Genomic DNA, 25,018 nt, shown 5'->3' with positions numbered 1-25,018 from the left:
CGTCAGCGAGGGATTGGTTCGCGCTGAAATCGCTATCGCGGGCAAGCCCGCTCCCACAGGTATCGCGTCGCCGCTGTGGGAGCGGGCTTGCTCGCGAAGGGGCCGACATGTCTGGCCAAATTTCTGTGAGCTTAACGATAGCCAGGTGAAACATTTGTCACCGCCAATTTGGCCTCCCACCCGAACCTGCTTATCATGGCCCGCTCAACCGCTTTCAAGAGTCACCCATGCGCCGCCTGCTCACTGGCTGTTTCGTCGCCCTGCTGCTGTTGCTCAACACCCTGATCCTGATCGGGCCGTTGATGGTGTTTGCCCTGCTCAAGCTGGTGCTGCCCGGCCGCTTTCGCGACTACGCGTCCGGGGCGGTGATGTGGATCGCCGAGACCTGGTCGGAAATCGACAAACTGATCTTTCACCTGTGCATCCCGACCCAATGGGACATTCGCGGCGACGATGGGCTGCAGCGCGACACTTCGTACCTGGTGATCAGCAACCATCAATCCTGGGTCGATATCCCGGCGCTGATCCAGACACTCAACCGACGCACACCGTTCTTCAAGTTCTTCCTCAAGAAAGAACTGATCTGGGTGCCGTTCCTGGGGCTGGCGTGGTGGGCGCTGGATTACCCGTTCATGAAGCGCTACACCAAGGCGTTTCTCGCTAAAAATCCGGAGCTGGCGGGCAAGGACCTGGAAATCACCAAGGCCGCCTGCGAACTGTTCAAGCGCCAGCCGGTGACCGTGGTGAATTACCTGGAAGGCACCCGTTACACCCCGGCAAAAAGCACCCAGCAGCAATCACCGTTCAGCCACCTGCTCAAGCCCAAGGCGGGCGGCGTGGCGTTCGTACTGGCGGCGATGGGTGAACAGCTGGACGCGATTCTCGATGTGACGGTGGTTTACCCGCAGGCGAAGATCCCGGGGTTCTGGGACCTGATCAGCGGCAACGTGCCGAGGGTGATCATCGACATCCACACCCGCGAACTCGACCCGGCGCTGTGGCAGGGCGATTACGAAAATGACCCGGTGTTTCGCGAATCGGTGCAGAACTGGGTCAACCAGCTCTGGACCGAGAAAGACCAGCGCATCGCCGCCCTGCGCAGCGAAAGCCGCTGAATCAGCTGCCGGAGCCCCAAATACCGCCCAGGCTTTGCAGCAGTGAGCCGCCAACGCCCTGCTGACCCAGGTATTGCAAAATCACCGGGGCAAACTGGCCGATCATGCCGCTGTCCATGCCCAACGCGCTGAAAGCATTGTTCAGGTCGTTGGTGTCCTTGACGTTGCCCAAGGCGTTGTCGAGGCCGGCGGCCTTGCCATTGGAACCGAGCAGGCTGGCCAGCGCGCCCAGCTCGCCGCCGCCCGACAACTTGTCGATGCCCGGCACACTCTTGGCCAGTTCGGCGTAGTCGGTGGTGCTCAACTGATTTTTGGCCAGACCGAGCATCGCCCCGGCGCCGCCGACGGCTTGTTGCGGGGTCACGTCCAACTGGCTGAGCGCGCCGAGCAGATCGGCCGTCTCGGAGGTCGGCGCGGCCTCTGTGGCAGCGTTGTCACCTTTCATGCCTGCAATGGCATTGGCCGCATCGCCCAGGCTGAACTGCGCAAACACTGGCCCGGCGGCCAGAGTCATGAGCGATGCCAGTACCAAACCGCGTGAAACCTTCATCCAGACACCCTCAACGAAAAACCGCCCGGGAATGGGCGGTTGAAACAGTTCGTTGGACTGGGATCGGCAGGTATTGTTCCCTGTGGGAGCGGGCTTGCCCGCGAAGACGGCCGCCAGCACACCGAAGCTGTCAGAGCTTTCCCGATAACCCTCTGGAAATAATCACCCAAAGGCAAAAGCCGTCAGAAATCCTCCCTGTTTATCGGTGATGTTTAAAACCACCTCCAGTTACTTCCTGAAAGCCACAAAACCTTGCGTCGTTCCCTACGCCCCACCCAGAATCCGCCGGCTAGTGCAGCCAGGACGGCGGCTTTATCGTTGACTCGCCACTGAACCTCAGTGGTCGGGCTTAGCGGCCGACGATCCCCCAGCTTGCACATGCGTCCACCGAACAGGCATCTCCCCATGCCTGCGGTTTCATGGTGGCTGCACGCAGGGCGCCTTCGGGCGCACCGGCTGAGGGATCCCGGTCCGCTAACCTGCGTGCAGCTGCCACCCCACTTCGCTTAGCGGCACACAGGGGAAGGCATCCAACAGAGGTCCCTCCGATGCGCAAGGCCAAACCAGATTCACCCGACACCGACGAAACCCCACTCTCCGCCGCCGACATCAAAGCCAAACCCCGCAAACCGTGTTCGATGTACAGCGTCAATCCCAAAGTCCATGTCCAGGACCTGCTCGGCAGTATCAGCGAATCACTGGCCTCGGCCAACGTCATCACCCTGGACCTCGCCGACCGCGAAACCGGCGCCGGCCGCAACACCCTGCTAGGCATCGCGCAAATCGTAATGCTGGCGGAAATCTCGGTGAACCGCGTGCTGGATCAACTCGACCCAATTGCCTGAAAAAACCCCTGTAGGAGCGAGCTTGCTCGCGATGGCCGTCAACGATAACGCTGGGTACCTGACACCCCGTGGCGTTTTCGAGTCCATCGCGAGCATGCTCGCTCCTACAGGGGCGGGGGCGGGCCAATAGAAAAGGGCGACATTGCGTCGCCCTTTTCCTTGCGCGTATTACTTACGCCGCACTAAACATCTTGTGCGGGTCGATCACAAACTTCTTCGGCACGCCGGCATCGAACTCGCCGTAGCCTTCCGGTGCCTGGTCCAGGCTGATCACCTGCACGCCCACCACTTCGGCGATGTTGATGCGGTCCCACATGATGGCTTGCATCAGCGCACGGTTGTACTTCATCACCGGGGTCTGGCCGGTGTGGAAGCTGTGGGATTTGGCCCAGCCCAGGCCGAAGCGGATGCTCAGGCTGCCCATTTTGGCGGCAGCGTCGACAGCGCCCGGGTCTTCGGTGACGTAGAGGCCGGGGATGCCGATTTTGCCGGCCACGCGTACCACGCCCATCAGGGAGTTGAGCACGGTAGCCGGGGCTTCGTGTTTCACGCCGTCATGGCCGTGGCCACGGGCTTCGAAGCCCACGCAGTCCACTGCGCAATCCACTTCCGGCTCGCCCAGCAGCGCGGCGATCTGCTCGTGCAGCGGCGCGTCCTTGGACAGGTCGACGATTTCAAAACCCTGGGCCTTGGCGTGGGCCAGGCGGATGGTGTTGACGTCGCCGATGATCACCACCGCCGCACCCAGCAGGCGCGCCGAAGCGGCAGCGGCCAGGCCGACCGGGCCCGCACCGGCGATGTACACGGTGCTGCCTGGGCCGACACCGGCGGTGACGGCACCGTGGTAGCCGGTGGGCAGGATGTCGGAGAGGCAGGTCAGGTCGCGGATTTTCTCCATGGCCTTGTCGCGGTCCGGCAGTTTCAGCAGGTTGAAGTCAGCGTACGGCACCAGCACGTATTCGGCCTGGCCGCCGGTCCAGTCGCCCATGTCGACGTAGCCGTAAGCGCCACCGGCACGGGCCGGGTTGACGGTCAGGCACACGCCGGTGTGTTGCTCCTTGCAGGAACGGCAGCGCCCGCAAGCCACGTTGAACGGCACGGACACCAGATCGCCGATTTTCAGGTTCTCGACGTCGCTGCCCTTCTCGATCACTTCACCGGTGATTTCGTGACCCAGGACCAGACCGGTTTGAGCGGTGGTACGGCCACGCACCATGTGCTGGTCGGAACCACAAATGTTGGTGGACACCACACGCAGGATGACACCGTGCTCGATCTTCCTGCCGCGCGGGTCCTGCATTTTCGGATAGTCGATTTTCTGTACTTCGACCTTGCCAGCGCCGAGATACACCACACCACGATTGCCAGACATGCCATCACCTCTGTAATTGTTGTTGGATAGAGCGTGGTTGAGCTTCCAGCGGCAAGCTACAAGCCGCAAGAAGTGTACACACCGCGTTTTCTTGCGGCTTGGAGCTAAAGGCTTGCAGCTATAAAACGACTGTCCTGTTCGCGTTGAGGAACACTCTTCTTTCGATGTGATACCCCACCGCCCGCGCTAACGTCAGGCCTTCGATATCCCGCCCCTTGGCGATCAAGTCTTCCGGGTAATGGCTGTGATCCACCACCTCCACGCCCTGGGCGATGATCGGGCCTTCGTCCAGGTCGTTGTTGATGTAATGCGCCGTCGCGCCGACCAGCTTCACGCCCTTGTTGTAAGCCTGGTGGTAAGGCTTGGCGCCCTTGAACCCGGGCAGCAGGGAGTGATGGATGTTGATCGCCTTGCCATCGAGCTTGCGGCACAGTTCCGGCGACAACACCTGCATGTAGCGCGCAAGGATCACCAGTTCGGCACCGGCCTCTTCGATCACCTGCAATACCTGGCGCTCTTGCGACGGCTTGTCGTTCGGGTCCAGGGGGAAATGGTAGTACGGAATCTGGTGCCAGTCGGCCAGCGGCTTGAGATCCGGATGGTTGGACACCACCGCCGCCACGTCCATCGACAACTGGCCGATTCGCTGGCGATAAAGCAGGTCGTTGAGGCAGTGATCGGCCTTGGAGACCATGATCACCACTTTCGGCCGGTAATGCGGCGGCGTCAGTTCGAAGACCATGCCGAACGTCTCGCCACGCTCTTGCAGGCCGGCGCGGAAAGACTGTTCGTCGAAGCCGTCGGGCTGACGGAATTCCACTCGAATGAAAAAGCGGCCCGAGAGCCGGTCATCGAACGAATGGTGCTCGGTGACGTAGCAGCCCTGCTCGAACAGAAAGCGGGTCACCGCGTCCACGGTGCCGAGTACGCTGGGGCAGTCGGCGGTCAGGATCCATGTGTCTGGGGCGCGGCTCATAGCGGGTGACTCCAGAAGCGAAAGTGGCCTGTAGGAGCGAGCATGCTCGCGATGGTCTTCAACGATGACGTTGGCTTTCTGAATACCAGCGGTGTCTGGGCCACCATCGCGAGCATGCTCGCTCCTACAGGAAGAGCAGTCATCAGGGCTGCACGGCCAGGCCGTACTCGGCCGAGGCATCTTGCAGCCACAGCCACCAGTAGTCCGAGAAGCTGCGGCGGATCAGCAGTTCCCAGGTGTCTTCGGCGGTGTGGCGGATCACCAGTTGCGACTTGGCGAACACGGTGCCAACGGCCTTGCCCACTGGGAAACTGTTGGGGTGTACGTCGTAGCTGGTGGACTTCATCAGCACCTGGCGCACGTTGGGGCCACTCAGTTCGAGGATCTGCTGGCCGCCGCTGACGTTGACGATCTGGATGTGCAGATCGCCCAGGGCTTCACGCAGCTTTTTCTCGGCCTCGAATTCTTCACCGCTCGGCACGATCAGCAGCCATTCGTCCGGGCCCATCCATTGCAGACTGGTCTCGCCCTTGACGATGACGGTCAGCGCACCCGGCAGCTCGATGCCCAGGGCCTTGTGCACGCCGGTGGCGAACGCGGCGTCATGAGCATCGCCACGAATGGTCAGGTGGCCCAGAAGTTTTTTCTCGCGCACGGTCACGCCGGCGCTCTTGCGACCCTTGCCCACCAGGCTGGCGAGGTCGGCATGATGCAGCGACGACTCGGCTTTAGCCCCGGTGGTTGGGCGTTGTTGGTAAACGTTGGCTGCGGTCATAAGGCACCCTTTCTGAATTCTGTGTTCTCTGTGGGAGCTGGCTTGCCAGCGATAGCGGTATGTCAGTCACAGTTGTTTTGTCTGGCCTGACGCTATCGCGGCGATGCGGCGGGCCGACAAGCCCGCTCCCACAGGGACTGTGGTGTTAAACGTTCTGGCGCTCACCCTTCGGATCAAAGAACACCGAAGAAACAATCTCTGCCTCGATCACGCTGCCGTCGGCCAGCGGTGCGAACACGCGCTCACCCAGGCGCTTCAGCCCACCCTTGACCACGCCCATGGCAAACGAATAGCCCAGGGAGTTGTGCAGGTAGCTGGAGGTGACGTGGCCGACCATGGTCATCGGGATCGACTGCTTGGTGTTGAACACCAGTTGCGCACCTTCCGGCAGCCATTTGGTCGGGTCGACCGGCTTGAGGCCCACCAGTTGCTTGCGCTGGTCACGTACGCAGTCTTCACGGTTCATGCCGCGCTGGCCGATCCACGAGAACGGTTTGGTGCGACCCACGCACCAGCCCATGTTCAGGTCATCGGGGGTCATCGAGCCGTCGGTGTCCTGGCCGACGATGATGAAGCCCTTCTCGGCCCGCAGGATGTGCATGGTTTCGGTACCGTACGGCGTCAGGTTGTACTTTTTGCCAGCCTCGACGATTTTCTCGAGCACGCCCATCGCGTAATCGGCCTGCACGTTGACTTCGTACGACAGCTCACCGGTAAACGAAATCCGGAACACACGCGCCGGCACGCCACCCACCAGGCCTTCTTTCCAGGTCATGAACGGGAACGCTTCGTTGCTCAAATCAACGTCGGTGACTTCGCTGAGCAGCTTGCGGCTGTTCGGCCCGGACAGGGTCATGGTCGCCCAGTGATCCGTCACGGAGGTGAAGTACACCTTCAGGTCAGGCCATTCGGTCTGCTGGTAGATTTCCAGCCATTGCAGCACACGTGCCGCGCCGCCGGTGGTGGTGGTCATGACGAAATGGTTGTCGGCGAGACAGGCGGTTACGCCGTCGTCGAACACCATGCCGTCTTCCTTGCACATCAGGCCGTAACGCGCCTTGCCCACGTCCAGCTTGGTCCAGGCGTTGGTGTAGATGCGGTTGAGGAACTCACGCGCGTCCGGCCCCTGGATGTCGATCTTGCCCAGGGTCGAGGCGTCCAGCAGGCCGACGCTGTCGCGCACGGCTTTGCATTCGCGTTTGACCGCCGCGTGGATGTCTTCACCGTTTTTCGGGAAGTACCACGGACGCTTCCACTGACCGACGTCTTCAAACTCGGCGCCGTTCTTCACGTGCCAGTGATGCAGCGCGGTGAAACGCACTGGCTCGAAGATGTGCCCACAGTGACGACCGGCCACGGCGCCGAAGGTCACCGGCGTGTAGTTCGGACGGAACATGGTGGTGCCCATCTGCGGGATGGTCACGTTCAGCGAACGGGCGGCGATGGCCAGGCCGTTGACGTTGCCGAGCTTGCCCTGGTCGGTGCCGAAGCCCAGCGCGGTGTAGCGTTTGACGTGTTCGACCGACTCGAAGCCCTCGCGGGTCGCCAGTTCGATACCCCCCGCCGTCACATCGTTTTGCAGGTCGACGAATTGCTTCGGTGCACGCGCCGAGTTCTTCTCGTGCGGCACTTGGAATAGCGCCAGGGTCGGTTCTTCGAGACGGCTCAGGGCTTTGGGCAAGGTGCCTTCGACCACGGCGAAACCGGCTTCGCTGGCCGCACGAGCGCCTCCTTCAAAACCGTCGGCCAGGGAATCACCCAGCGCGTAGACACCATTGATGCCACCGACGCACACGCGCTTCTGCGGTGCTTCGCCCGGTACGAAACCGAGGATGTCTTCACGCCAGATCGGCTTGCCACCCAAGTGCGAGGCCAGGTGAACCACCGGGCTGTAACCACCGGAGCTGGCAATCAGGTCGCAATCGAGCCATTCGCCCGGGCTGGTCACCGCATGGGCTTTTACATCGATCGCGGCCACGCGGGCAGCGGTCACGCGTTTGGTGCCACGGGTCTCGATCACGGCGCTGCCGGTCAGGATGCGAATGCCTTTGGCGCGCGCTTCTTCCACCAACGCACCGCGCGGGTTGCTGCGGGCGTCGGCGATGGCCACCACTTGCAGGCTGGCATCGAGCCAATCCAGGGCCACGCGGTAGGCGTGGTCATTGTTGGTCGAGAGCACCAGTTTCTTGCCCGGTGCCACGCCGTAACGACGGACGTAAGTCGACACCGCGCCGGCCAGCATGTTGCCCGGCACGTCGTTGTTGCCGTAAACCAATGGACGCTCGTGAGCACCGGTCGCCAGGACCACGCGCTTGGCGCGAACCCGGTGGATGCGCTGGCGAACCTGGCCAATCGGGGCGCGATCGCCCAGGTGATCGGTCAGGCGCTCGTGAATGGTCAGGAAGTTATGGTCGTGGTAGCCGTTGACGGTAGCGCGCGGCAACAGCAGCACGTCCGGTGTGTTCGTGAGTTCCGAAATGACGCTGGCGACCCATTCCATGGCCGGCTTGCCGTCCAGGCTTTCGCGGGAGTCGAGCAGGCTGCCGCCGAACTCTTCCTGTTCATCGGCGATGATCACCCGGGCGCCGCTGCGCGCAGCCGCCAGTGCAGCGGCCAGGCCTGCGGGGCCGGCGCCGACGATCAGCACGTCGCAGTGCTGGTTCATGTAGTCGTAGGTGTCCGGATCGTTCTCGGTCGGCGAACGGCCGAGGCCCGCCGCCTTGCGGATGTACTTTTCGTAAGTCATCCAGAACGATTGCGGGTACATGAAGGTTTTGTAGTAGAAGCCCGGAGGCATCAGCTTGCCGCCGACCTTGCCGAGAATCCCCATCATGTCGTTGTTCACGCTTGGCCAGCCGTTGGTGCTGGTGGCGACCAGGCCTTGGTACAGCGCTTGTTGAGTGGCGCGCACGTTCGGGATTTGCGTGGCTTCGGTGGCGCCGATCTGCAGCACCGCGTTCGGCTCTTCGGCACCGGCAGCGAAAATACCGCGTGGGCGCGAATATTTGAAGCTGCGACCGATGATGTCAACGCCGTTGGCCAGCAGCGCTGCGGCCAGCGAGTCGCCTTCAAAACCTTTGTAGCTCTGGCCGTTGAAGGTGAAGCTCAGGACTTTGTTGCGGTCGATCCGTCCGCCGTTGGACAGGCGATTGGTCTGGCTCATACCTTCTCTCCCAGAGCCGTGGCGGCCGCTTTCGGGCTCTCGGTCTTGTCGGTGAATTGGGGCTTGGTGCCGATCTTGTAGGTTTCCAGAATCTCGTAGGTCACGGTGTCGCGGGTGGCGTTGAAGTACTGACGGCAACCGGCGGCGTGGATCCACAGTTCATGGTGCAGGCCGCGAGGGTTGTCGCGGAAGAACATGTAGTCGCCCCACTCCTCGTCGGTGCAGCTGTTGGGGTCCAGTGGACGCGGGATGTGCGCCTGGCCGGATGCGTGGAATTCCTCTTCGGAGCGCAGTTCGCCGCAGTGAGGACAGAAGATATGCAACATGGGGATTTCTCCTGTTAGTGGGCAACCGCAGCAGCGCCGTGTTCATCGATCAACGCACCGTTGTGGAAACGGTCGATGGAGAAAGGGGCGGCCAATGGGTGCATTTCACCCTTGGCCAGGCTCGCGGCAAATACGTTGCCCGAGCCAGGTGTCGCCTTGAAGCCACCGGTGCCCCAACCGCAGTTGAAGAACATGTTCGGGACCGGGGTTTTGGAAATGATCGGGCAGGCATCCGGAGTGGTGTCGACGATGCCGCCCCACTGACGGTTCATGCGCACCCGCGACAGCACCGGGAACATCTCGACGATGGCCTGGATTGTGTGCTCGATCACCGGGTACGAACCGCGCTGGCCGTAGCCGTTGTAGCCGTCGATACCGGCGCCGATCACCAGGTCGCCCTTGTCGGACTGGCTGATGTAACCGTGCACGGCGTTGGACATGATCACGCTGTCGATAATCGGCTTGATCGGCTCGGACACCAGCGCTTGCAGCGGGTGCGATTCGATCGGCAGGCGGAAACCGGCCAGCTTGGCCATGTGCCCGGAGTTACCGGCGGTCACCACGCCGACGCGCTTGGCGCCAATGAAACCCTTGTTGGTTTCGACACCGATGCACACGCCGTTTTCCTTGCGGAAACCGATCACTTCGGTCTGCTGGATCAGGTCCACGCCCAGGGCGTCGGCAGCCCGGGCAAAGCCCCAGGCCACCGCATCGTGACGAGCCACGCCGCCGCGACGCTGGACGGTGGCGCCCATCACCGGGTAGCGGGTGTTTTTCGAGCAGTCCAGGTACGGAATTTCGTCGGCGACCTGCTTGGCATCGAGCAGCTCACCATCCACGCCATTGAGGCGGTTGGCGCTGACCCGGCGCTCGGAATCGCGAATGTCCTGCAGCGTGTGGCACAGGTTGTAGACGCCGCGCTGGGAGAACATCACGTTGTAGTTGAGGTCCTGGGACAGGCCTTCCCACAGTTTCATCGCGTGTTCGTACAGGTGCGCCGACTCGTCCCACAGGTAGTTGGAGCGAACGATGGTGGTGTTGCGCGCGGTGTTACCGCCGCCCAGCCAGCCCTTTTCGACCACGGCCACATTGGTGATGCCGTGTTCCTTGGCCAGGTAGTAGGCAGTCGCCAGGCCATGCCCGCCGCCACCGACGATGACCACGTCGTAGACCTTCTTGGGTGTGGGCGTGCGCCACATGCGCTGCCAGTTTTCGTGATGGCTCAGAGAGTGCTTGAAGAGGCCGAAGCCTGAGTAGCGTTGCATAGTCATTTACTCCAAAACTGCACTCAGCGATAAACCGGGAAGTCTGCGCACAGGGCCGATACCTGCTCGGCGACGTTGGCCTCGACATCGGCATCGCCGAGGTTGTCGAGGATGTCGCAGATCCAGCCGGCCAGCGTGACGCACTGGGTCACCTTGAAACCGCGCGTGGTCACCGCCGGGGTGCCGATACGCAGGCCGGAGGTAACGAACGGCGACTGCGGGTCGTTCGGCACGGCGTTCTTGTTCACGGTGATGTGGGCGCGACCGAGGGCGGCGTCTGCGTCCTTGCCGGTGAGGCCCTGACGGATCAGGCTGACCAGGAACAGGTGGTTATCGGTGCCGCCGGACACTACATCGTAGCCGCGTTTGATAAACACGCCGGCCATGGCCTGGGCGTTCTCGATCACTTGTTGCTGATAGGCCTTGAAGCCTGGTTCCAAAGCTTCCTTGAAGCACACGGCCTTGCCCGCAATCACGTGCATCAGCGGGCCGCCCTGGGCGCCGGGGAATACGGCGGCGTTGAGCTTCTTCTCGATTTCTTCGTTGGACTTGGCCAGGATCAGGCCGCCACGTGGACCGCGCAGGGTCTTGTGGGTGGTGGTGGTGACCACGTCAGCGAACGGAATCGGGTTCGGATACAGGCCAGCAGCGACCAGGCCGGCCACGTGGGCCATGTCGACGAACAGCAACGCCCCCACCTTGTCGGCGATCTGGCGGAAGCGTGGGAAATCCAGGGTTTTGGAGTAGGCCGAGAACCCGGCAACGATCATCTTCGGCTTGCATTCAACGGCCAGACGCTCGACTTCGTCGTAATCGATCAGGCCGGTATCGGTGTTGATGCCGTATTGAACGGCGTTGTACAGCTTGCCCGAGGACGAGACTTTGGCGCCGTGGGTCAGGTGACCACCGTGGGCCAGGCTCATGCCCAGGATGGTATCGCCGGCTTGCAGCAGGGCCAGGTACACGGCGCTGTTGGCCGAGGAACCGGAGTGCGGCTGCACGTTGGCGTAATCGGCGCCGAACAGTTGTTTGGCGCGTTCGATGGCCAGGGCTTCGACCTTGTCCACGTGCTCGCAGCCACCGTAGTAGCGCTTGCCCGGGTAGCCTTCGGCGTATTTGTTGGTCAGGCCGCTGCCTTGGGCTTGCATGACACGTTTGCTGGTGTAGTTCTCCGACGCGATCAGCTCGATGTGATCTTCCTGACGTTGCTCCTCGGCATTCATCGCCGCCAGCAGTGCATCGTCGTAACCCTGGATCTGGTCTTGCTTGCTGAACATCGCGTCTCTCCCAGCGGCATCTGTGCGCCATTCGTCTCGGTGAGGCACCGGTTTTTCGGCAGTGCCCTTTGAATGCGATGGTATGGCCGGCGTCGAGAGGCCAAATGCCTACGGACGCCACGCAAAGGCGCGTTTACGACATGGCGTAAACAGCCGAGACAGAACGTGACACCGGGAACAACTCAAAACCTTGTGGGAGCGGGCTTGCCCGCGATTGCGGCGGGTCAGCTGCATCTATGTTGGCTGATACACCGCTATCGCGAGCAAGCCCGCTCCCACAAAGGCTCGTACTGCATAGAGACCTAGGAAATGCCCCGGATAAAGCGCATACGCCCACCGCCGCATCGGCGGTGGTTTTACGCCCTGCGCATGTCGCAACAGGAACAGTCCCAGCCATGGCGCAATCAGGCACGCGATAACGGCCGCCATCGCGACGGGGCTGCCCAGGCGAATCGAGTGATACAGCACCGACCATTGATTCGCCGCTAGGCACACCAGCCCCGGCAACAGGGCGAAATACCAGGGTTTGCGATACACCAGCAGCGTCGCCAGCGGCAACAACACGCCAAACACGCCGAACATCAGTTGTCCCGAAAACACCAGCGCCAGCACCATGGCCGACACCCCCAATGCCCGTGCCTGTAAACCCGGCGCCTGCCAGCCCCGCGCCACCAACAGCCCCAGTGCCAGGGTGGGGAGTACGTTCAAGGTGTCGGCATCGGCGATGAACAGCCGATAGGGGATCTCGCTCACCGCACTGAACAGCACCAGCCAGCCCAGGTAGCGCCATTGCCCGGTGACGACGGCCGGCCCGCGCGCCAAATTGGCCGCCATCGCCAGGCAGAACCATGGGAACGCCAATCGCCCCGGCACGTACAGCCAATCGGCGGAGAACCCGACATATCGCAGGTGATCGAGCACCATGCTCAGCAGCGCCAGCCACTTGAGCAAATCCAGTGCCCCATCCCTGTGCGTCATGTGCATAATTGCCCGTCGTCCTTGAGTTTGTTTGTCTGACGCATCCCGTGTGCTCCCCGGATGATCTTCGGTAGAGTGCGCACCATCAATGACCTTGAGCCGCTTCACCATAGGCGTCTCGACCACGGAAAGCAGGGCCATGACCGATAAGAGCCAACAATTCGCCAGCGATAACTATTCCGGTATCTGCCCTGAAGCCTGGGCGGCGATGGAGCAGGCCAACCATGGCCACCAGCGCGCCTACGGCGACGATGAATGGACCGCCCGCGCGTCCGATCAATTCCGCAAATTGTTCGAAACCGACTGCGAAGTGTTTTTCGCCTTCAATGGCACCGCCGCCAACTCCCTGGCCCTGTCGTCGCTGTGCCAGAGTTACCACAGCGTGATCTGCTCGGAAACCGCCCACGTCGAAACCGATGAATGCGGCGCGCCGGAGTTTTTCTCCAACGGTTCCAAACTGCTGATCGCCGGCACCGAAAACGGCAAGCTGACCCCGGAATCGATCCGAGAGGTCGCCCTCAAGCGCCAGGACATCCACTACCCCAAACCGCGGGTGGTGACCCTGACCCAGGCCACCGAAGTCGGCAGCGTCTACACCCCGGAAGAAATCCGCGCCATCAGCGCCACCTGCAAGGAACTGGGCCTGAACCTGCACATGGACGGTGCCCGTTTCTCCAACGCTTGCGCGTACCTGGGCTGCACGCCCGCCGACCTGACCTGGAAGGCCGGCGTCGACGTGTTGTGTTTTGGCGGTACGAAAAACGGCATGGCGGTGGGCGAGGCCATTCTGTTCTTCAACCACAAACTGGCGGAAGACTTCGACTACCGCTGCAAACAGGCCGGACAACTGGCCTCGAAAATGCGCTTCCTCTCGGCGCCCTGGGTCGGCATCCTGGAAAACGACGCCTGGCTCAAATATGCCCGCCACGCCAATCGCTGCGCGCAATTGCTCGCCGAACTGGTCAGCGACATTCCAGGGGTAGAACTGATGTTCCCGGTGCAGGCCAACGGCGTGTTCCTGCAACTCTCGGAACCGGCCATCGCTGCCCTGACTGCCAAGGGCTGGCGTTTCTACACCTTCATCGGCAAGGGCGGCGCTCGCTTCATGTGCTCCTGGGACACCGAGGAAGACCGCGTCCGCGAACTGGCCGCCGATATCCGCGAAGTGATGACTCGCTGAGCACTAACTGAGAAATCACTCATCCCTGTGGGAGCGGCGGTGCGACTGAAGACTTCGTCTACATTGTTTCTCGAGCCTTTGCTCGAATAACAATAATCAGGAGCACGCGCATGTCCTTGCAAGGCAAAACCCTGTTCATTACCGGCGCCAGCCGTGGGATTGGTCGTGAGATTGCCCTGCGCGCTGCGCGCGATGGCGCCAACATCGTGATTGCCGCCAAGAGTGCCGAGCCGCACGCCAAGTTACCCGGGACGATTTACAGCGTGGCCGAGGAAGTCGAGCCGCCGGCGGCAGGGCGCTGGCCCTGCAAGTGGATGTGCGTGACGAGGTCGCCGTGCATCAGGCCCTGGCGCAGGCCAATGAACATTTCGGCGGTATCGATGCGCTGGTCAACAACGCAGGCGCCATCAAGCTGACTGGCGTTGCGCACCTGGAGCTCAAGCGCTTCGACCTGATGCATCAGATCAACACTCGCGCGGTATTGCTATGCAGCCAGGCTGCCCTGCCCTACCTGAAGAAATCCGCCGGGCACATTCTCAACCTGTCCCCGCCGCTGAACCTGGACACGAAGTGGTTCGCCCAATACAGCCCATACACCGTGACCAAATACGGAATGAGCATGCTGACCCTCGGGATGAGCGAGGAATTTCGTCACGTCGGGATCAGCGTCAATTCGCTGTGGCCGCAAACCATGATCGCCACCGCGGCCATCGAGTTCCAACTGGGCTCGCGCGAATCATTCAAGCACGCCAGGACCCCGGCGATCATGGCCGATGCCGCGCACGTGATTCTCGGCAGCTCTGGCCGAACACTGACCGGGCGTTTGTTGATCGATGAGCAGGTGCTGCGTGAGAACGGCGTGACCGAGTTCAACCACTACCGATTCGAACCGGACAGCAGCGCCCCGTTGATGCCGGATTTATTCATCAACTGAACCCACCGAACCCTGTAGGAGCGAGCTTGCTCGCGATGGAAGCCCAGGCACCGCTGGCATTCAGACAGCCAGCGTCATCGTTGACGACCATCGCGATGGTTCGACGCCTCGACATGCTCGCTCCTACAGAAAGCAGGGGACTATCAGAATTCGATCCGCACATCGCCTTTGGGCACGCTGCAGCACGACAGGATATACCCCTCAGCTTCGTCTTCCTCGGTGATCCCGCCGTTGTGTTCCATCTCGACTTCGCCGCCCAGCTTCAGCACTTTGCAGGTGCCGCAGATGCCCATGCCGCAGGCCTTGGGGATCAGCAGGCCAACCTTGGCCGCCGCCGCATGCACGGTTTCGCCCGGCGCCACACGAATGCTCTTGCCCGAAGAAATGAATTCCACCTGATGCAGGTCCGCGGCATCGACTTCCGGCGCATCCGCCGCCTGCTCGGCCTGTTCCACCGCGTCGGCCCGGGCCTCTTCCGGCGTCGCGCCGAAGGATTCCTCGTGATAACGCTTCATGTCGAAGCCAGCGGACTCAAGCATCCGCTTGACCGCGTTCATGTAGGGCGTCGGGCCGCAGCAGAACACTTCGCGCTCCATGAAGTCCGGGGTCATCAGTTCGAGCATCTTGTGGTTCAGGTAACCGCGATAACCGGCCCAGGGTTCACCCAGACCATGCTTTTCGCAGATCAGGTGCAGGCTGAAGTTATCGATGCGCGACGCCATGTGCTCCAGCTCGCGGTGGTAAATGATGTCTTTGGGCGAGCGGGCGCTGTGGATAAACACCATGTCCACGTTGCCATTGGTGTCATAGAACCAGCGAGCCATGGACATGCACGGCGTGATGCCGACACCGCCGCTGAGGTACAGCACTTTCGGCGCCGGGAAGTCGATGGCATTGAACAGCCCGACCGGCCCGTGCACCGCCAGCTCCTGGCCTTCATGCAGGGTGTCGTGCAACCAGTTCGACACCTTGCCGCCCGGTACGCGCTTGATGGTCACCGAGAAGCTGTAAGGCACCGATGGCGAACTTGAAATGGTGTACGACCGCATGATCGGCTGGCCTTCGATTTCCAGTTCCAGGGTGACGAACTGCCCCGGCTTGAAGAAGAACATGATCGGCTGGTCGGCCATGAAGCAGAAGGTGCGCACGTCCCAGGTTTCCTGGATGACTTTGACGCAACGCACGATATGACGGCCGTTGGCCCAGGTCTGGGTGGTTACCGTGTTCAGGAAGTTATTGGACATGCTGTTCTCCGTAGCCGATGGTCGGCCGTATGGTGGCGATTCTGCGTATAGCGCAAACCGCCCATTTACCTACCAGCGACATTCACATACTTATCGCGACCAGCCCATAACCACCGGGGGTTGCGCGTCGGGAACAGATTGGGCCATGTCGCCCATGGATAAGGTTGCGAGCAACGCCGGCCCCACACTCGCCCCATACCAAGACAGACATTCAAACCCTTGCGTAGCAACCCTGATTAGCCACTTTCGCTGGCCACACAGAATGGCCTTGAGGATCACAACGATGGACGTCACCACTACCCTGAGCCTGGGCGATCCGCTGGAACCCGCACGCAAGGCCACCGCCCAGATGCTGCAAGAGCGTGAGCGCACCTTCTCGCTGCCCCAGCCGTTCTACTCCGACGAGCGCCTGTTCGATATCGACATGCAGGAGATCTTCCAGAAAGAGTGGCTGATCGCCGGCATGACCTGCGAGATCCCGGCCAAGGGCAACTACTTGACCCTGCAGGTCGGCAAGAACCCGATCATCGTCATCCGCGGCGCTGAAGGCGTGGTTCATGCCTTCCACAACGTCTGCCGCCACCGTGGATCGCGCCTGTGCACCAGCGACAAGGGCAAGGTCGCCAAACTGGTTTGCCACTACCACCAGTGGACCTACGAACTCGACGGTCGCCTGTTGTTCGCCGGCACCGAAATGGGTGCCGACTTCGACATGAAGCAATACGGCCTCAAGCCTGTGAACGTGAAAACCGCAGGCGGCTATATCTTCATCAGCCTGGCGGAAAACCCGCCGGCCATCGACGAGTTCCTGTCGACGCTCAACCACTACATGGAACCGTACGACATGGAAAACACCAAGGTGGCGGTGCAAACCACCTTGATGGAGAAGGCCAACTGGAAATTGGTGCTGGAAAACAACCGCGAGTGCTACCACTGCAACGCGTCGCACCCGGAACTGCTCAAAACCCTGCTGGAATGGGACGACGTTACCGATCCACGTGCCGACCAGGCGTTCAAGGACCACGTTGCCGCCTCCGCTGCCGCCTGGGAAGCGGAAAAGATCCCTTACGCCCACGCCAGCTTCGGCCTGCGCAACCGCATCGTGCGCATGCCGCTGCTCAAAGGCACCGTGTCGATGACCATGGACGGCAAACAGGGCTGCGCCAAACTGATGGGCCGCATCAAGAACCCGGACCTGGGCTCGATGCGCATCCTGCACCTGCCGCACTCGTGGAACCACTGCATGGGCGACCACATCATCGTGTTCACCGTCTGGCCGATCAGCGCCCAGGAAACCATGGTCACCACCAAGTGGCTGGTGCACAAGGACGCGGTCGAAGGTGTGGACTATGACGTGGAGCGCATGCGCCAGGTCTGGGACGCCACCAACGATCAAGACCGTCGCCTGGCCGAAGAAAACCAGCGCGGTATCAACTCGTCGGCCTACCAACCAGGCCCCTACTCCAAGACCTATGAGTTCGGTGTGGTGAACTTCATCGACTGGTACAGCGGCCGCATGCTCAACAACCTCGGGGCTGAGCCTGCGCCTTACCTCAAGGGTGTCGCAGTCAGCGGTTAACAACAGCAAGAGCTTCGCGGGCAAGCCCGCTCCCACAGGTTCTGCGAAAATCCCCCTGTAGGAGCGGGCTTGCCCGCGATGGCATCTTTCCAATCACCAAACATCTCAAGGGATAGAACTGTACGAAATTTAACCTACTCCATTCAGCACTAAGCCCGCCGCACCTCCCAGCCTTCCGCAAACAAGTTATCCACACCTCCACCCACAGCAACTGGGGACAACTGTGGATACCTGACCATTTCCATTCACAGAAACTGAAGAAAATCCGTGACTTATCCAAAAGCATGTCTTTGGATAACCAATGGCTACTTTTTGATCAAACCTCTGTGGCCCTCTATATACAAGGCCTGTAGAGGATGGCGAACACGTTATCCACAGAAGCACCAACAGACTTTGGGGGCAACTTTTGCGCCGCTGTGGAAAAGTGCCACGGACATTGAAAAACAAAGGTTTTCAGTGCGTTCGGAGAGTAAATGAGCCACTTTGGCTATTTTTTGATCAACTTCATGAAAGACCCGTTTTTAGAGGCTTTGGGGCGATAGCAAACATCTTATCCACAGATGCGCCAACAGCGTTTGTGAGTAATCCATGTCGAGCAGTCGTAGCCCCGACGAATAGCTGCCTAACTGGAGTTCTATGGCCGATACATCAAGTACGCCTCACCGGTCACCCGAATCATCGGATGCGGCGTGATCTGGCAGGTATCGACGATGCGAAAGCCGTGGCGCTCGTAGAAACGCCGGGCCCCAGTGTTGGCGGCGTAGTCGATCAGGCTCAGGCCGTTGAGGCCGAGCTGGTTGGCGCGGTCGTAGGCGTAGGCGAGGAACTCCTTGCCCAGGCCCTGGCCGCGCCAGCCCTCATGCAGCGCCAGGCTGGAGATGTAGAGGGTGTCGGGTATTTCCATAGTGGCATAGGGCGCGAGCACCGGATCGGTGGTGGGTTCTGCCAGGGGGTCATGGCGCATGACATAGCTGTGCATCATGCCGATCACTTCGCCGTTCGCTTCGGCAATCAGGCAGTTCTGGTACGAGAAGTCCACGTCGTCGCGGGCGTAGCGAACGGCGCCCACGTCCAGCAGGTCCTGGCCGGGTTCGGCGAGCTGGCTCCAGATGTAATCGGAGGCACCTTCAGAGGAAATCTGAAACAGACGGGCAATCTCCCGCGCGTCGCTGCGCAGGGCTGGACGGAATTCGACGGTCATTGGGTGTTTCCAAGTGGGAGACTTTATGGGGATCCCTGTGGGAGCGGGCTTGCCCGCTCCCACATTGGATATTCAACGTCAAAGCAATCAGCGCACCACACCTTCCTCGATCAACAACTTGAGAATCGCCTCGGCACCGGCCTGCGCACTCACGCCCTTGAGCACCTGCCCCCCTCCGCCGCTGGCCTTGGCCGTGGCGGCTTTCATGCGGTCGGCGCCGCTCTTGGCCTTGATCACCTTGAGGCGTTTGGGTCGCGGCTTGGCCGGTTGCAGGGTCGCCACCGCCAGAAGCTCATCGTCGACCACTTCTACGTCATCGGCCTGCAACACACCGCGCCGCGCCGGACCATAGGCGCTCTGGCGTGGCTTGGGCGCCGCGTTATCCACAGTGGCCAGGAATGGCAGACGCACCTTCAGGCGACGACGTTGACCACGTGGCAACGCCTGGAGCACCAGGGCCGAACTGCCGTCGATGGATTCCACCTGCGCCAGCCCCACCACCAGCGGCCAGCCAAGGCCCTCCGCCAGCAAAAACGGCAGCATGCCCGAGCCTTCGCCGGTTTCCGCCTGGCTGCCGGTCAGCACCACCTGGGCGCCTGCGTCACGCAGGTAAGCGGTCAGCGCCGGCAGCGCGTCGGCACCCGCCGGTTGCTCGAGTACATGCATCTGCTCCAGCCCCATGCCCAGGTAGGCCCGTAACGCAGGTTCTGCGACGTCCCCGGCATGCAGCACCTGCAAGTTATCCCCAGCCAGTTGCAGGCCCAGTTCCACTGCCCGCGCATCCTGCTCCGCACGGCGTGGACGGCCGGAGGTCGGGTGGGCGCCGATGGACACCAGGCTGACGATTTTCGTGCTCATAACCCTTTCCTTCCCTTAAGCCGCATCGCGCTTGGCGTCGTTGCGATAAGCCGCTATTGCATCGATCAAGGCTTGAAGAAGCTCGGCGCTTTCGCCGATCACCGACAGGTCGGCCCGTTTGATCATGTCGCAGCCCGGGTCGAGGTTGATCGCCACCACCTTGTCGCAGGCGCCAATGCCCTGCAGGTGCTGGATCGCCCCGGAAATCCCCACCGCCACGTAGACCCGTGCCGTGACCCAGGTGCCGGACGCACCGACCTGACGGTCGCGCGCCATGAAGCCATCGTCCACCGCGACCCGCGAGGCGCCCTCGGTGGCGCCAAGTGCCTGGGCCGTCCTGTGGAAAAGCTCCCAGTCCTTGACCCCGTTGCCGCCGGAGAAAATGAATTCGGCTTCCGCCATCGGAATCGCCGCCGGATCCACCGCCACCGAACCCAGATCCTCGATACGCGACAAGCTGCGCGCCACGGCTGTGGATAACTCCACCGGCAACACTTCGTGACGAGTTTCACTGACCGGCTCAGCGCATTCGACCGCACCCAGAATCAGACGCGCGAGCGGACGCGCAAGGTCCTGCAAGCCCGCACCGGCGCGGCCGACGCATTGCTCATCCTTGACCTGCCAGACCCGTGTCGCCGGGCGCTCGCCCAAGGCAGCAGCGAAGCGACGGCCGAGTTCGCCGCCACCCGTGCGGCTGTCCGGGAGCAGCCAGTGCCGGGGGTTGAACTGGTTATCCACAGCCCGAAGACCCTGGATACGTTGCTCCGGTGCATAACCGCTGAACTCGTCACCTTCGAGTACCAGCAGGCGATCGACGCCAGCGCTGGCAAACGCATTTTCCTTGTGCTCGCCAAATACCACCGCCAACACCGCACCCTCCTTGCCCGCCAACTGATGGGCAAGGCCGAGCAAGTCGCGGTCGTGGCTGCTCAGGCGACCACCGACCATGTCCGGCACCACGCTGATATAGAACGCCGGTTGTGGAACCTGATGCAGCGGCAGTTGCACCTCTACGGCGGCCGAACGCTTGGCCGAGCCACCCTGTTGCGCGCCGCTGCGATCGATGCGTTTGATGCCGTTGGGGCCGATGAAACCCATGCCATGGGGATTCTTGCGAATGACGCCATTGGGCCCCATCCAGCTGTGCTGCGCCGGTTGCATGGCCGCGTGCAGCGGGTGCAGGCGGTTACGGGCAATCCATTCGGCGCGGGGGTCGCGGCGGATAATGTCGCTCATCAGTGCACCTCCGCAGGTTCGCGTTTGGCCGGCGCGGCGGATTTCGGCGCGTCTTCTTCAAGCAGCGCATCAGCCACCAGTTCGGCAATGTCCTTGATCAACGGCCGGGGCTCGACCACGCCTTCGAGCATCGCGGTGCACTGCGGACAGCCCACGGCGACCAGTTCGGCGCCGGTTTCGCGGATGTCCTCCATGCGCATGTCGGGGATTCGTTGTTTGCCCGGAATGTCGGTGATTGGCGCGCCGCCACCACCACCGCAGCACCGGGAGCGGAAACCGGAACGTTGCATCTCTTTCACTTCGATCCCAAGGGCACGCAGCACTTCGCGCGGCGCCTCGTATTCACCGTTGTAGCGACCGAGGTAACACGGGTCGTGATAGGTCACGCTGTCACCTTTGTGCTGGCCGAGGTTCAGTGCGCCGGTTTTGATGATTTCCGCCATATAGGTGCTGTGGTGCTGCACCCGGTAGTTGCCATCGAAAGCCCCGTACTCGTTTTTCAGCACGTGGAAGCTGTGCGGATCACAGGTGACGATGCGGTTGAAGCTGTACTTGGCCAGGGTCTGGATGTTGCGTTTCGCCAGCAACTGGAAGGTCGCTTCATCGCCCAGGCGACGGGCCACGTCGCCGCTGTCGCGCTCTTCGAGGCCGAGTACCGCGAAGTCGATTTTGGCCGCTTTCAACACTTTGACGAAGGCGCGCAGTGTGCGCTGGTTGCGCATGTCGAAGGCGCCATCACCCACCCAGAACAGCACGTCAGTGGATTTCTTCTCGCTGAGCAGGTTGAGATTGAGGTCCGCCGCCCAGTTCATCCGCCCACCCGGGGCGAAACCGCCGGGGTTGTCGGTGGCGATCAGGTTTTCCAGCACCTCGGCGCCCTTGTTCGGGGTCGCGCCCTTTTCCAGCGTCAGATGGCGGCGCATGTCGACGATGGCGTCGACATGCTCGATCATCATCGGGCATTCCTCGACGCAGGCGCGGCAGGTGGTGCACGACCACAGGGTTTCAGCGTCGACCAGACCGTTGACGATCGGTTGATGTGGATTGCCCGAGTGTTCGCCAATCGGTTTGCCCGGATAGGGGCTGCCGGCAAACTTCGCGTCAGTACCGCCCGCGAGGCCGACGACCATGTCCTGAATCAGTTTTTTCGGGTTCAGCGGCTGGCCGGCGGCGAAGGCCGGGCACGCCGCTTCGCACTTGCCGCACTGCACGCAGGCATCGAAGCCGAGCAACTGGTTCCAGGTGAAATCCTTGGGTTTTTCCACGCCCAACGGTGCGGTCGGGTCGCCCAGGTCCAACGGCTTCAAACCGGTGGAGCGGCCGCCGCCAAAACGTTCGGCGCGACGGTGCCAGGCCAGGTGCAAGGCACCGGCGAAGGCGTGCTTCATCGGCCCGCCCCAGGTCATTCCGAAGAACAGCTCCGACACGCCCCATAACACGCCGATACCGAGGATCACCGTCACCAGCCAGCCACCGAAGTTTTCCGGCAGGATGCCGGCCACCGGCAAGGTCACCAGGAAAAACGAGGCCGAGAAGGCCAGCAGGCTTTTCGGCAAGCGCATCCACGGGCCTTTCGACAGCCGCGACGGCGGGTTGCGCCGACGCAGGTACATGAAGATCGCCCCGACGAACATCACCGCTGACATCAACAGCAGTGCATAGCCGAGCCAGCGGTTATGCAGGCCAAAGCCGTGCACCAGGATCGCCAGGACGATGGACGCCACCGCGCCACCGGCCGTGGCCACGTGGGTGTTGGCAATGTATTTGTCCCGCGCCACCACATGGTGCAAATCGACCATGTAGCGCTTGGGCATGGCGAACAGGCCGCCGATCAGGTCGACCTTGGAGGCTCGACCCCGACGCCACATGGCCACCCGCCGCAGCGCACCCAGGGCCGCAAGGCCCAGGGCGGCGAACAACAGGATTGGAAGAAGGGTGTTTAACATCAGAGTCACCTCTGGCGAGGTGCAAGCTGCAAGCTGCAAGCTGCAAGAAAGAGCCGCGATGAGGCTGTGCTTTTACTTGTCGCTTGTAGCTTGCGGCTTGCAGCTACGCCGTCAAAAATCCTTACAGAGCCGGAGTGCGTCATAGATGGCAGCGTGCACGTTACGCTGTGCCACGCAGTCGCCGATGCGGAACAGCAGGTAGCCGTCGCCGCTCTGCTCGAGGCATGGTTGCGGCTTGATAGCGAACAGCGCCTCGACGTCGATCTGGCCCTTGTTGCGCGCACCTTCCTTCAACGCGTAGTAGATTTCCTCGTCCGGACGCACGCCGTTTTCGACGACAACCTGGTCCACTACCCGCTCCTCCTTGGCGCCGGTGTATTCGTTTTCCAGGACCGCCACCAGCTTGTCGCCTTCGCGGTAGACCTTCTCCAGCATCATGTCGCCGGTCATGATCACTTCTTTGGGGTACATGCTGCGGTAGTAGGTCGGGAACGACGTACCGCCGATTGCCACACCCGGCTTGATGTCGTCGGTGACGATCTCGACCTGGCTGCCCTTGTCCGCCAGGAAGTCGGCGGTGGACATGCCGGTGAACTCGCAGATGGTGTCGTACACCAGTACGTTCTTGCCCGGTGCAACCTTGCCGTCAAGCACGTCCCAGCTGCTGACCACCAGGCCTTCAGCCGCGCCCCAGTGCTCGTTCTGTTCGAGGAACGGATGACCGCCGACCGCCAGCACCACCACATCCGGACGCAGGTCCATGATGGTCGGCGCATCCGCCGCCGTGCCCAGGCGCAGGTCGACTTTGAGACGAGCCAGCTCCAGTTGATACCAACGGGTAATACCCGCGATCTGATCCCGTTGCGGGGCTTTCGCCGCCGTTGTGATCTGCCCGCCGATGAATTCCTTCTTCTCGAACAGGGTCACGTCATGGCCACGCTCGGCGGCCACACGCGCCGCCTCCATCCCCGCAGGCCCGGCGCCGACCACCACCACCTTGCGTTTTACGCCGGTGGTTTTTTCGATGATGTGCGGCACACCCATGTATTCACGGGAGGTCGCGGCGTTCTGGATGCACAACACATCCAGGCCCTGGTACTGACGGTCGATGCAGTAGTTGGCACCGACGCATTGCTTGATCTGGTCGATCTGGCCCATCTTGATCTTGGCGATCAGGTGCGGATCGGCGATGTGCGCACGGGTCATGCCGACCATGTCGACGTAACCGCCCTCCAGGATCCGCGTCGCCTGGTTCGGGTCCTTGATGTTCTGCGCGTGCAGCACCGGAACCTTGACCACTTCCTTGATACCGGCCGCCAGGTGCAGGAACGGCTCCGGCGGATAACTCATGTTCGGGATCACGTTGGCCAGGGTGTTGTGGGTGTCGCAACCCGAACCCACGACACCGATGAAATCGAGCATGCCGGTGTCGTCGTAATACTTGGCGATCTGTTTCATGTCTTCATGGGACAGGCCGTCCGGGTGGAACTCGTCACCGCACAGGCGCATACCCACGCAGAAGTCGTCGCCAACTTCGGCGCGCACAGCCTTGAGCACTTCCAGGCCGAACTTCATGCGGCCCTCGAAGCTGCCGCCCCATTCGTCGGTGCGCTTGTTGACCCGTGGGCTCCAGAACTGGTCGATCATGTGCTGGTGCACGGCCGACAGTTCGACGCCATCGAGGCCACCGGCCTTGGCGCGGCGGGCCGCTTGTGCGTAGTTGCCGATCACCCGCCAGATTTCTTCCGGCTCGATGGTCTTGCAGGTAGCGCGGTGCACCGGTTCACGGATGCCGGACGGCGACATCAGTGTCGGCCAGTTAAAGCCGTCCCAGCGCGAGCGTCGGCCCATGTGGGTAATCTGGATCATGATCTTGGCGCCGTGCTTGTGCATGGCGTCGGCCAGGTTCTGGAAGTGCGGAATGATGCGGTCGGTGGACAGGTTCACCGAACTCCACCATTCCTGAGGGCTGTCGATGGCCACCACCGACGAACCGCCGCAGATTGCCAGGCCGATCCCGCCCTTGGCTTTCTCTTCGTAGTACTTGACGTACCGGTCGGTGGTCATGCCGCCGTCGGTCGCGTAGACCTCGGCGTGGGCGGTGCTGATCACGCGGTTGCGGATGGTCAATTTACCGATCTGGATCGGCTGGAACATAGCTTCGAAAGCCATGGCGGTCTCCTCAAATCGTTAAAAAA

Annotated in this window: 20 protein-coding genes and 1 pseudogene; 5 read left to right on the top strand and 16 right to left on the bottom strand. The window is 61.8% G+C overall.

Annotation, left to right across the window (positions count from 1 at the left end; translation table 11 throughout):
• Positions 1–227: 227 nt before the first annotated feature.
• Entirely contained in the window at positions 228–1,115 is an 888-nt protein-coding gene (locus AB4N33_RS23915; RefSeq protein WP_476458381.1) for an acyltransferase, read from the top strand.
• A 1-nt stretch (position 1,116) separates the two neighbouring features.
• On the opposite strand, the gene AB4N33_RS23910 is transcribed toward AB4N33_RS23915, so the two are convergent.
• Entirely contained in the window at positions 1,117–1,665 is a 549-nt protein-coding gene (locus AB4N33_RS23910; RefSeq protein WP_476458380.1) for a DUF2780 domain-containing protein, read from the bottom strand.
• A 548-nt stretch (positions 1,666–2,213) separates the two neighbouring features.
• Between AB4N33_RS23910 and AB4N33_RS23905 the strand changes: the two genes are divergently transcribed.
• The gene (locus tag AB4N33_RS23905) at positions 2,214–2,510 is read left to right on the top strand and encodes a DUF6124 family protein (protein ID WP_476458379.1); all 297 of its coding nucleotides are present in this window, start codon (positions 2,214–2,216) and stop codon (positions 2,508–2,510) included.
• Positions 2,511–2,682: 172 nt separating this feature from the next.
• Here the strand turns inward: AB4N33_RS23905 and fdhA are convergent, their stop codons facing one another.
• From fdhA to AB4N33_RS23865, 8 genes are all read right to left on the bottom strand, one after another.
• The gene (gene fdhA / locus AB4N33_RS23900) at positions 2,683–3,882 is read right to left on the bottom strand and encodes a formaldehyde dehydrogenase, glutathione-independent (protein WP_027617107.1); all 1,200 of its coding nucleotides are present in this window, start codon (positions 3,880–3,882) and stop codon (positions 2,683–2,685) included.
• A gap of 118 nt (positions 3,883–4,000) precedes the next feature.
• Positions 4,001–4,858: a formyltetrahydrofolate deformylase gene (gene purU / locus AB4N33_RS23895; RefSeq protein ID WP_460120210.1), complete on the bottom strand. Its 858-nt coding sequence runs from the start codon at positions 4,856–4,858 to the stop codon at positions 4,001–4,003.
• Between the two features lie 142 nt (positions 4,859–5,000).
• Entirely contained in the window at positions 5,001–5,633 is a 633-nt protein-coding gene (locus tag AB4N33_RS23890; protein WP_460120208.1) for a sarcosine oxidase subunit gamma, read from the bottom strand.
• 145 nt (positions 5,634–5,778) lie between these two features.
• On the bottom strand, positions 5,779–8,796 hold the full coding sequence (locus tag AB4N33_RS23885) for a sarcosine oxidase subunit alpha (protein WP_460120206.1): 3,018 nt from the start codon (positions 8,794–8,796) through the stop codon (positions 5,779–5,781).
• Positions 8,793–9,122, bottom strand: a complete 330-nt coding sequence (locus tag AB4N33_RS23880) for a sarcosine oxidase subunit delta (protein WP_368555738.1) — start codon at positions 9,120–9,122, stop codon at positions 8,793–8,795. Before AB4N33_RS23880 ends, AB4N33_RS23885 begins: the two co-directional genes overlap by 4 nt.
• 14 nt (positions 9,123–9,136) lie before the next feature.
• Positions 9,137–10,387 (bottom strand): sarcosine oxidase subunit beta, encoded by a 1,251-nt coding sequence (locus AB4N33_RS23875; protein ID WP_007980419.1) that lies wholly within the window; start codon positions 10,385–10,387, stop codon positions 9,137–9,139.
• Positions 10,388–10,410: 23 nt separating this feature from the next.
• Positions 10,411–11,664, bottom strand: coding sequence for a serine hydroxymethyltransferase (gene glyA, locus AB4N33_RS23870; RefSeq protein ID WP_460120204.1), 1,254 nt, complete (start codon positions 11,662–11,664; stop codon positions 10,411–10,413).
• A gap of 234 nt (positions 11,665–11,898) precedes the next feature.
• The gene (locus AB4N33_RS23865) at positions 11,899–12,648 is read right to left on the bottom strand and encodes a TraX family protein (protein ID WP_476458378.1); all 750 of its coding nucleotides are present in this window, start codon (positions 12,646–12,648) and stop codon (positions 11,899–11,901) included.
• Positions 12,649–12,781: 133 nt separating this feature from the next.
• Here AB4N33_RS23865 and AB4N33_RS23860 point away from each other — a divergent pair, with 133 nt between their 5' ends.
• Together AB4N33_RS23860 and AB4N33_RS23855 are read left to right on the top strand one after the other, a co-directional pair.
• Positions 12,782–13,822: a threonine aldolase family protein gene (locus AB4N33_RS23860; RefSeq protein WP_460120201.1), complete on the top strand. Its 1,041-nt coding sequence runs from the start codon at positions 12,782–12,784 to the stop codon at positions 13,820–13,822.
• Positions 13,823–13,932: 110 nt separating this feature from the next.
• Positions 13,933–14,756: pseudogene (locus AB4N33_RS23855) on the top strand (SDR family oxidoreductase).
• On the opposite strand, the gene AB4N33_RS23850 reads toward AB4N33_RS23855, so the two are convergent.
• Complete coding sequence (locus tag AB4N33_RS23850; protein WP_476458377.1) at positions 14,749–14,871, bottom strand: hypothetical protein; 123 nt, start codon at positions 14,869–14,871, stop codon at positions 14,749–14,751. The pseudogene AB4N33_RS23855 and the gene AB4N33_RS23850 sit on opposite strands and share 8 nt — an antisense overlap.
• 28 nt (positions 14,872–14,899) lie before the next feature.
• Positions 14,900–16,000, bottom strand: a complete 1,101-nt coding sequence (gene gbcB, locus AB4N33_RS23845; RefSeq protein ID WP_460120198.1) for a glycine-betaine demethylase subunit GbcB — start codon at positions 15,998–16,000, stop codon at positions 14,900–14,902.
• Positions 16,001–16,283: 283 nt separating this feature from the next.
• Between gbcB and gbcA the strand changes: the two genes are divergently transcribed.
• Positions 16,284–17,579, top strand: coding sequence for a glycine-betaine demethylase subunit GbcA (gene gbcA, locus AB4N33_RS23840; RefSeq protein WP_460120196.1), 1,296 nt, complete (start codon positions 16,284–16,286; stop codon positions 17,577–17,579).
• A 634-nt stretch (positions 17,580–18,213) separates the two neighbouring features.
• On the opposite strand, the gene AB4N33_RS23835 is transcribed toward gbcA, so the two are convergent.
• The 5 genes from AB4N33_RS23835 to dgcA form a co-directional block, all read right to left on the bottom strand.
• Positions 18,214–18,780 carry a GNAT family N-acetyltransferase gene (locus AB4N33_RS23835; protein WP_460120195.1) on the bottom strand — a complete coding sequence of 189 codons (567 nt, stop codon included), beginning with the start codon at positions 18,778–18,780 and terminating at the stop codon, positions 18,214–18,216.
• A gap of 87 nt (positions 18,781–18,867) precedes the next feature.
• The gene (gene etfB / locus AB4N33_RS23830; protein WP_476458376.1) at positions 18,868–19,638 is read right to left on the bottom strand and encodes an electron transfer flavoprotein subunit beta; all 771 of its coding nucleotides are present in this window, start codon (positions 19,636–19,638) and stop codon (positions 18,868–18,870) included.
• A gap of 15 nt (positions 19,639–19,653) precedes the next feature.
• Entirely contained in the window at positions 19,654–20,874 is a 1,221-nt protein-coding gene (etfA, locus tag AB4N33_RS23825) for an electron transfer flavoprotein subunit alpha (protein WP_460140768.1), read from the bottom strand.
• Positions 20,874–22,820, bottom strand: a complete 1,947-nt coding sequence (dgcB, locus tag AB4N33_RS23820) for a dimethylglycine demethylation protein DgcB (RefSeq protein ID WP_476458375.1) — start codon at positions 22,818–22,820, stop codon at positions 20,874–20,876. The genes etfA and dgcB overlap by 1 nt, the downstream gene beginning before the upstream one ends.
• Positions 22,821–22,931: 111 nt before the next feature.
• Positions 22,932–24,992, bottom strand: coding sequence for a dimethylglycine demethylation protein DgcA (gene dgcA, locus AB4N33_RS23815; RefSeq protein ID WP_460120188.1), 2,061 nt, complete (start codon positions 24,990–24,992; stop codon positions 22,932–22,934).
• Positions 24,993–25,018: the final 26 nt, after the last annotated feature.

The sequence above is a fragment of the Pseudomonas sp. S1_E05 genome, from assembly GCF_056337105.1.
This window is presented reverse-complemented; position numbering and strand designations above follow the sequence as displayed.

Coding starts and splice junctions, on each gene's coding strand:
- AB4N33_RS23915 (WP_476458381.1), top strand. CDS start 228: ATGCGCCGCCTGCTCACTGGCTGTTTCGTCGCCCTGCTGCTGTTGCTC.
- AB4N33_RS23910 (WP_476458380.1), bottom strand. CDS start 1,665: ATGAAGGTTTCACGCGGTTTGGTACTGGCATCGCTCATGACTCTGGCC.
- AB4N33_RS23905 (WP_476458379.1), top strand. CDS start 2,214: ATGCGCAAGGCCAAACCAGATTCACCCGACACCGACGAAACCCCACTC.
- fdhA (WP_027617107.1), bottom strand. CDS start 3,882: ATGTCTGGCAATCGTGGTGTGGTGTATCTCGGCGCTGGCAAGGTCGAA.
- purU (WP_460120210.1), bottom strand. CDS start 4,858: ATGAGCCGCGCCCCAGACACATGGATCCTGACCGCCGACTGCCCCAGC.
- AB4N33_RS23890 (WP_460120208.1), bottom strand. CDS start 5,633: ATGACCGCAGCCAACGTTTACCAACAACGCCCAACCACCGGGGCTAAA.
- AB4N33_RS23885 (WP_460120206.1), bottom strand. CDS start 8,796: ATGAGCCAGACCAATCGCCTGTCCAACGGCGGACGGATCGACCGCAAC.
- AB4N33_RS23880 (WP_368555738.1), bottom strand. CDS start 9,122: ATGTTGCATATCTTCTGTCCTCACTGCGGCGAACTGCGCTCCGAAGAG.
- AB4N33_RS23875 (WP_007980419.1), bottom strand. CDS start 10,387: ATGCAACGCTACTCAGGCTTCGGCCTCTTCAAGCACTCTCTGAGCCAT.
- glyA (WP_460120204.1), bottom strand. CDS start 11,664: ATGTTCAGCAAGCAAGACCAGATCCAGGGTTACGACGATGCACTGCTG.
- AB4N33_RS23865 (WP_476458378.1), bottom strand. CDS start 12,648: ATGCACATGACGCACAGGGATGGGGCACTGGATTTGCTCAAGTGGCTG.
- AB4N33_RS23860 (WP_460120201.1), top strand. CDS start 12,782: ATGACCGATAAGAGCCAACAATTCGCCAGCGATAACTATTCCGGTATC.
- AB4N33_RS23850 (WP_476458377.1), bottom strand. CDS start 14,871: ATGTCGAGGCGTCGAACCATCGCGATGGTCGTCAACGATGACGCTGGC.
- gbcB (WP_460120198.1), bottom strand. CDS start 16,000: ATGTCCAATAACTTCCTGAACACGGTAACCACCCAGACCTGGGCCAAC.
- gbcA (WP_460120196.1), top strand. CDS start 16,284: ATGGACGTCACCACTACCCTGAGCCTGGGCGATCCGCTGGAACCCGCA.
- AB4N33_RS23835 (WP_460120195.1), bottom strand. CDS start 18,780: ATGACCGTCGAATTCCGTCCAGCCCTGCGCAGCGACGCGCGGGAGATT.
- etfB (WP_476458376.1), bottom strand. CDS start 19,638: ATGAGCACGAAAATCGTCAGCCTGGTGTCCATCGGCGCCCACCCGACC.
- etfA (WP_460140768.1), bottom strand. CDS start 20,874: ATGAGCGACATTATCCGCCGCGACCCCCGCGCCGAATGGATTGCCCGT.
- dgcB (WP_476458375.1), bottom strand. CDS start 22,820: ATGTTAAACACCCTTCTTCCAATCCTGTTGTTCGCCGCCCTGGGCCTT.
- dgcA (WP_460120188.1), bottom strand. CDS start 24,992: ATGGCTTTCGAAGCTATGTTCCAGCCGATCCAGATCGGTAAATTGACC.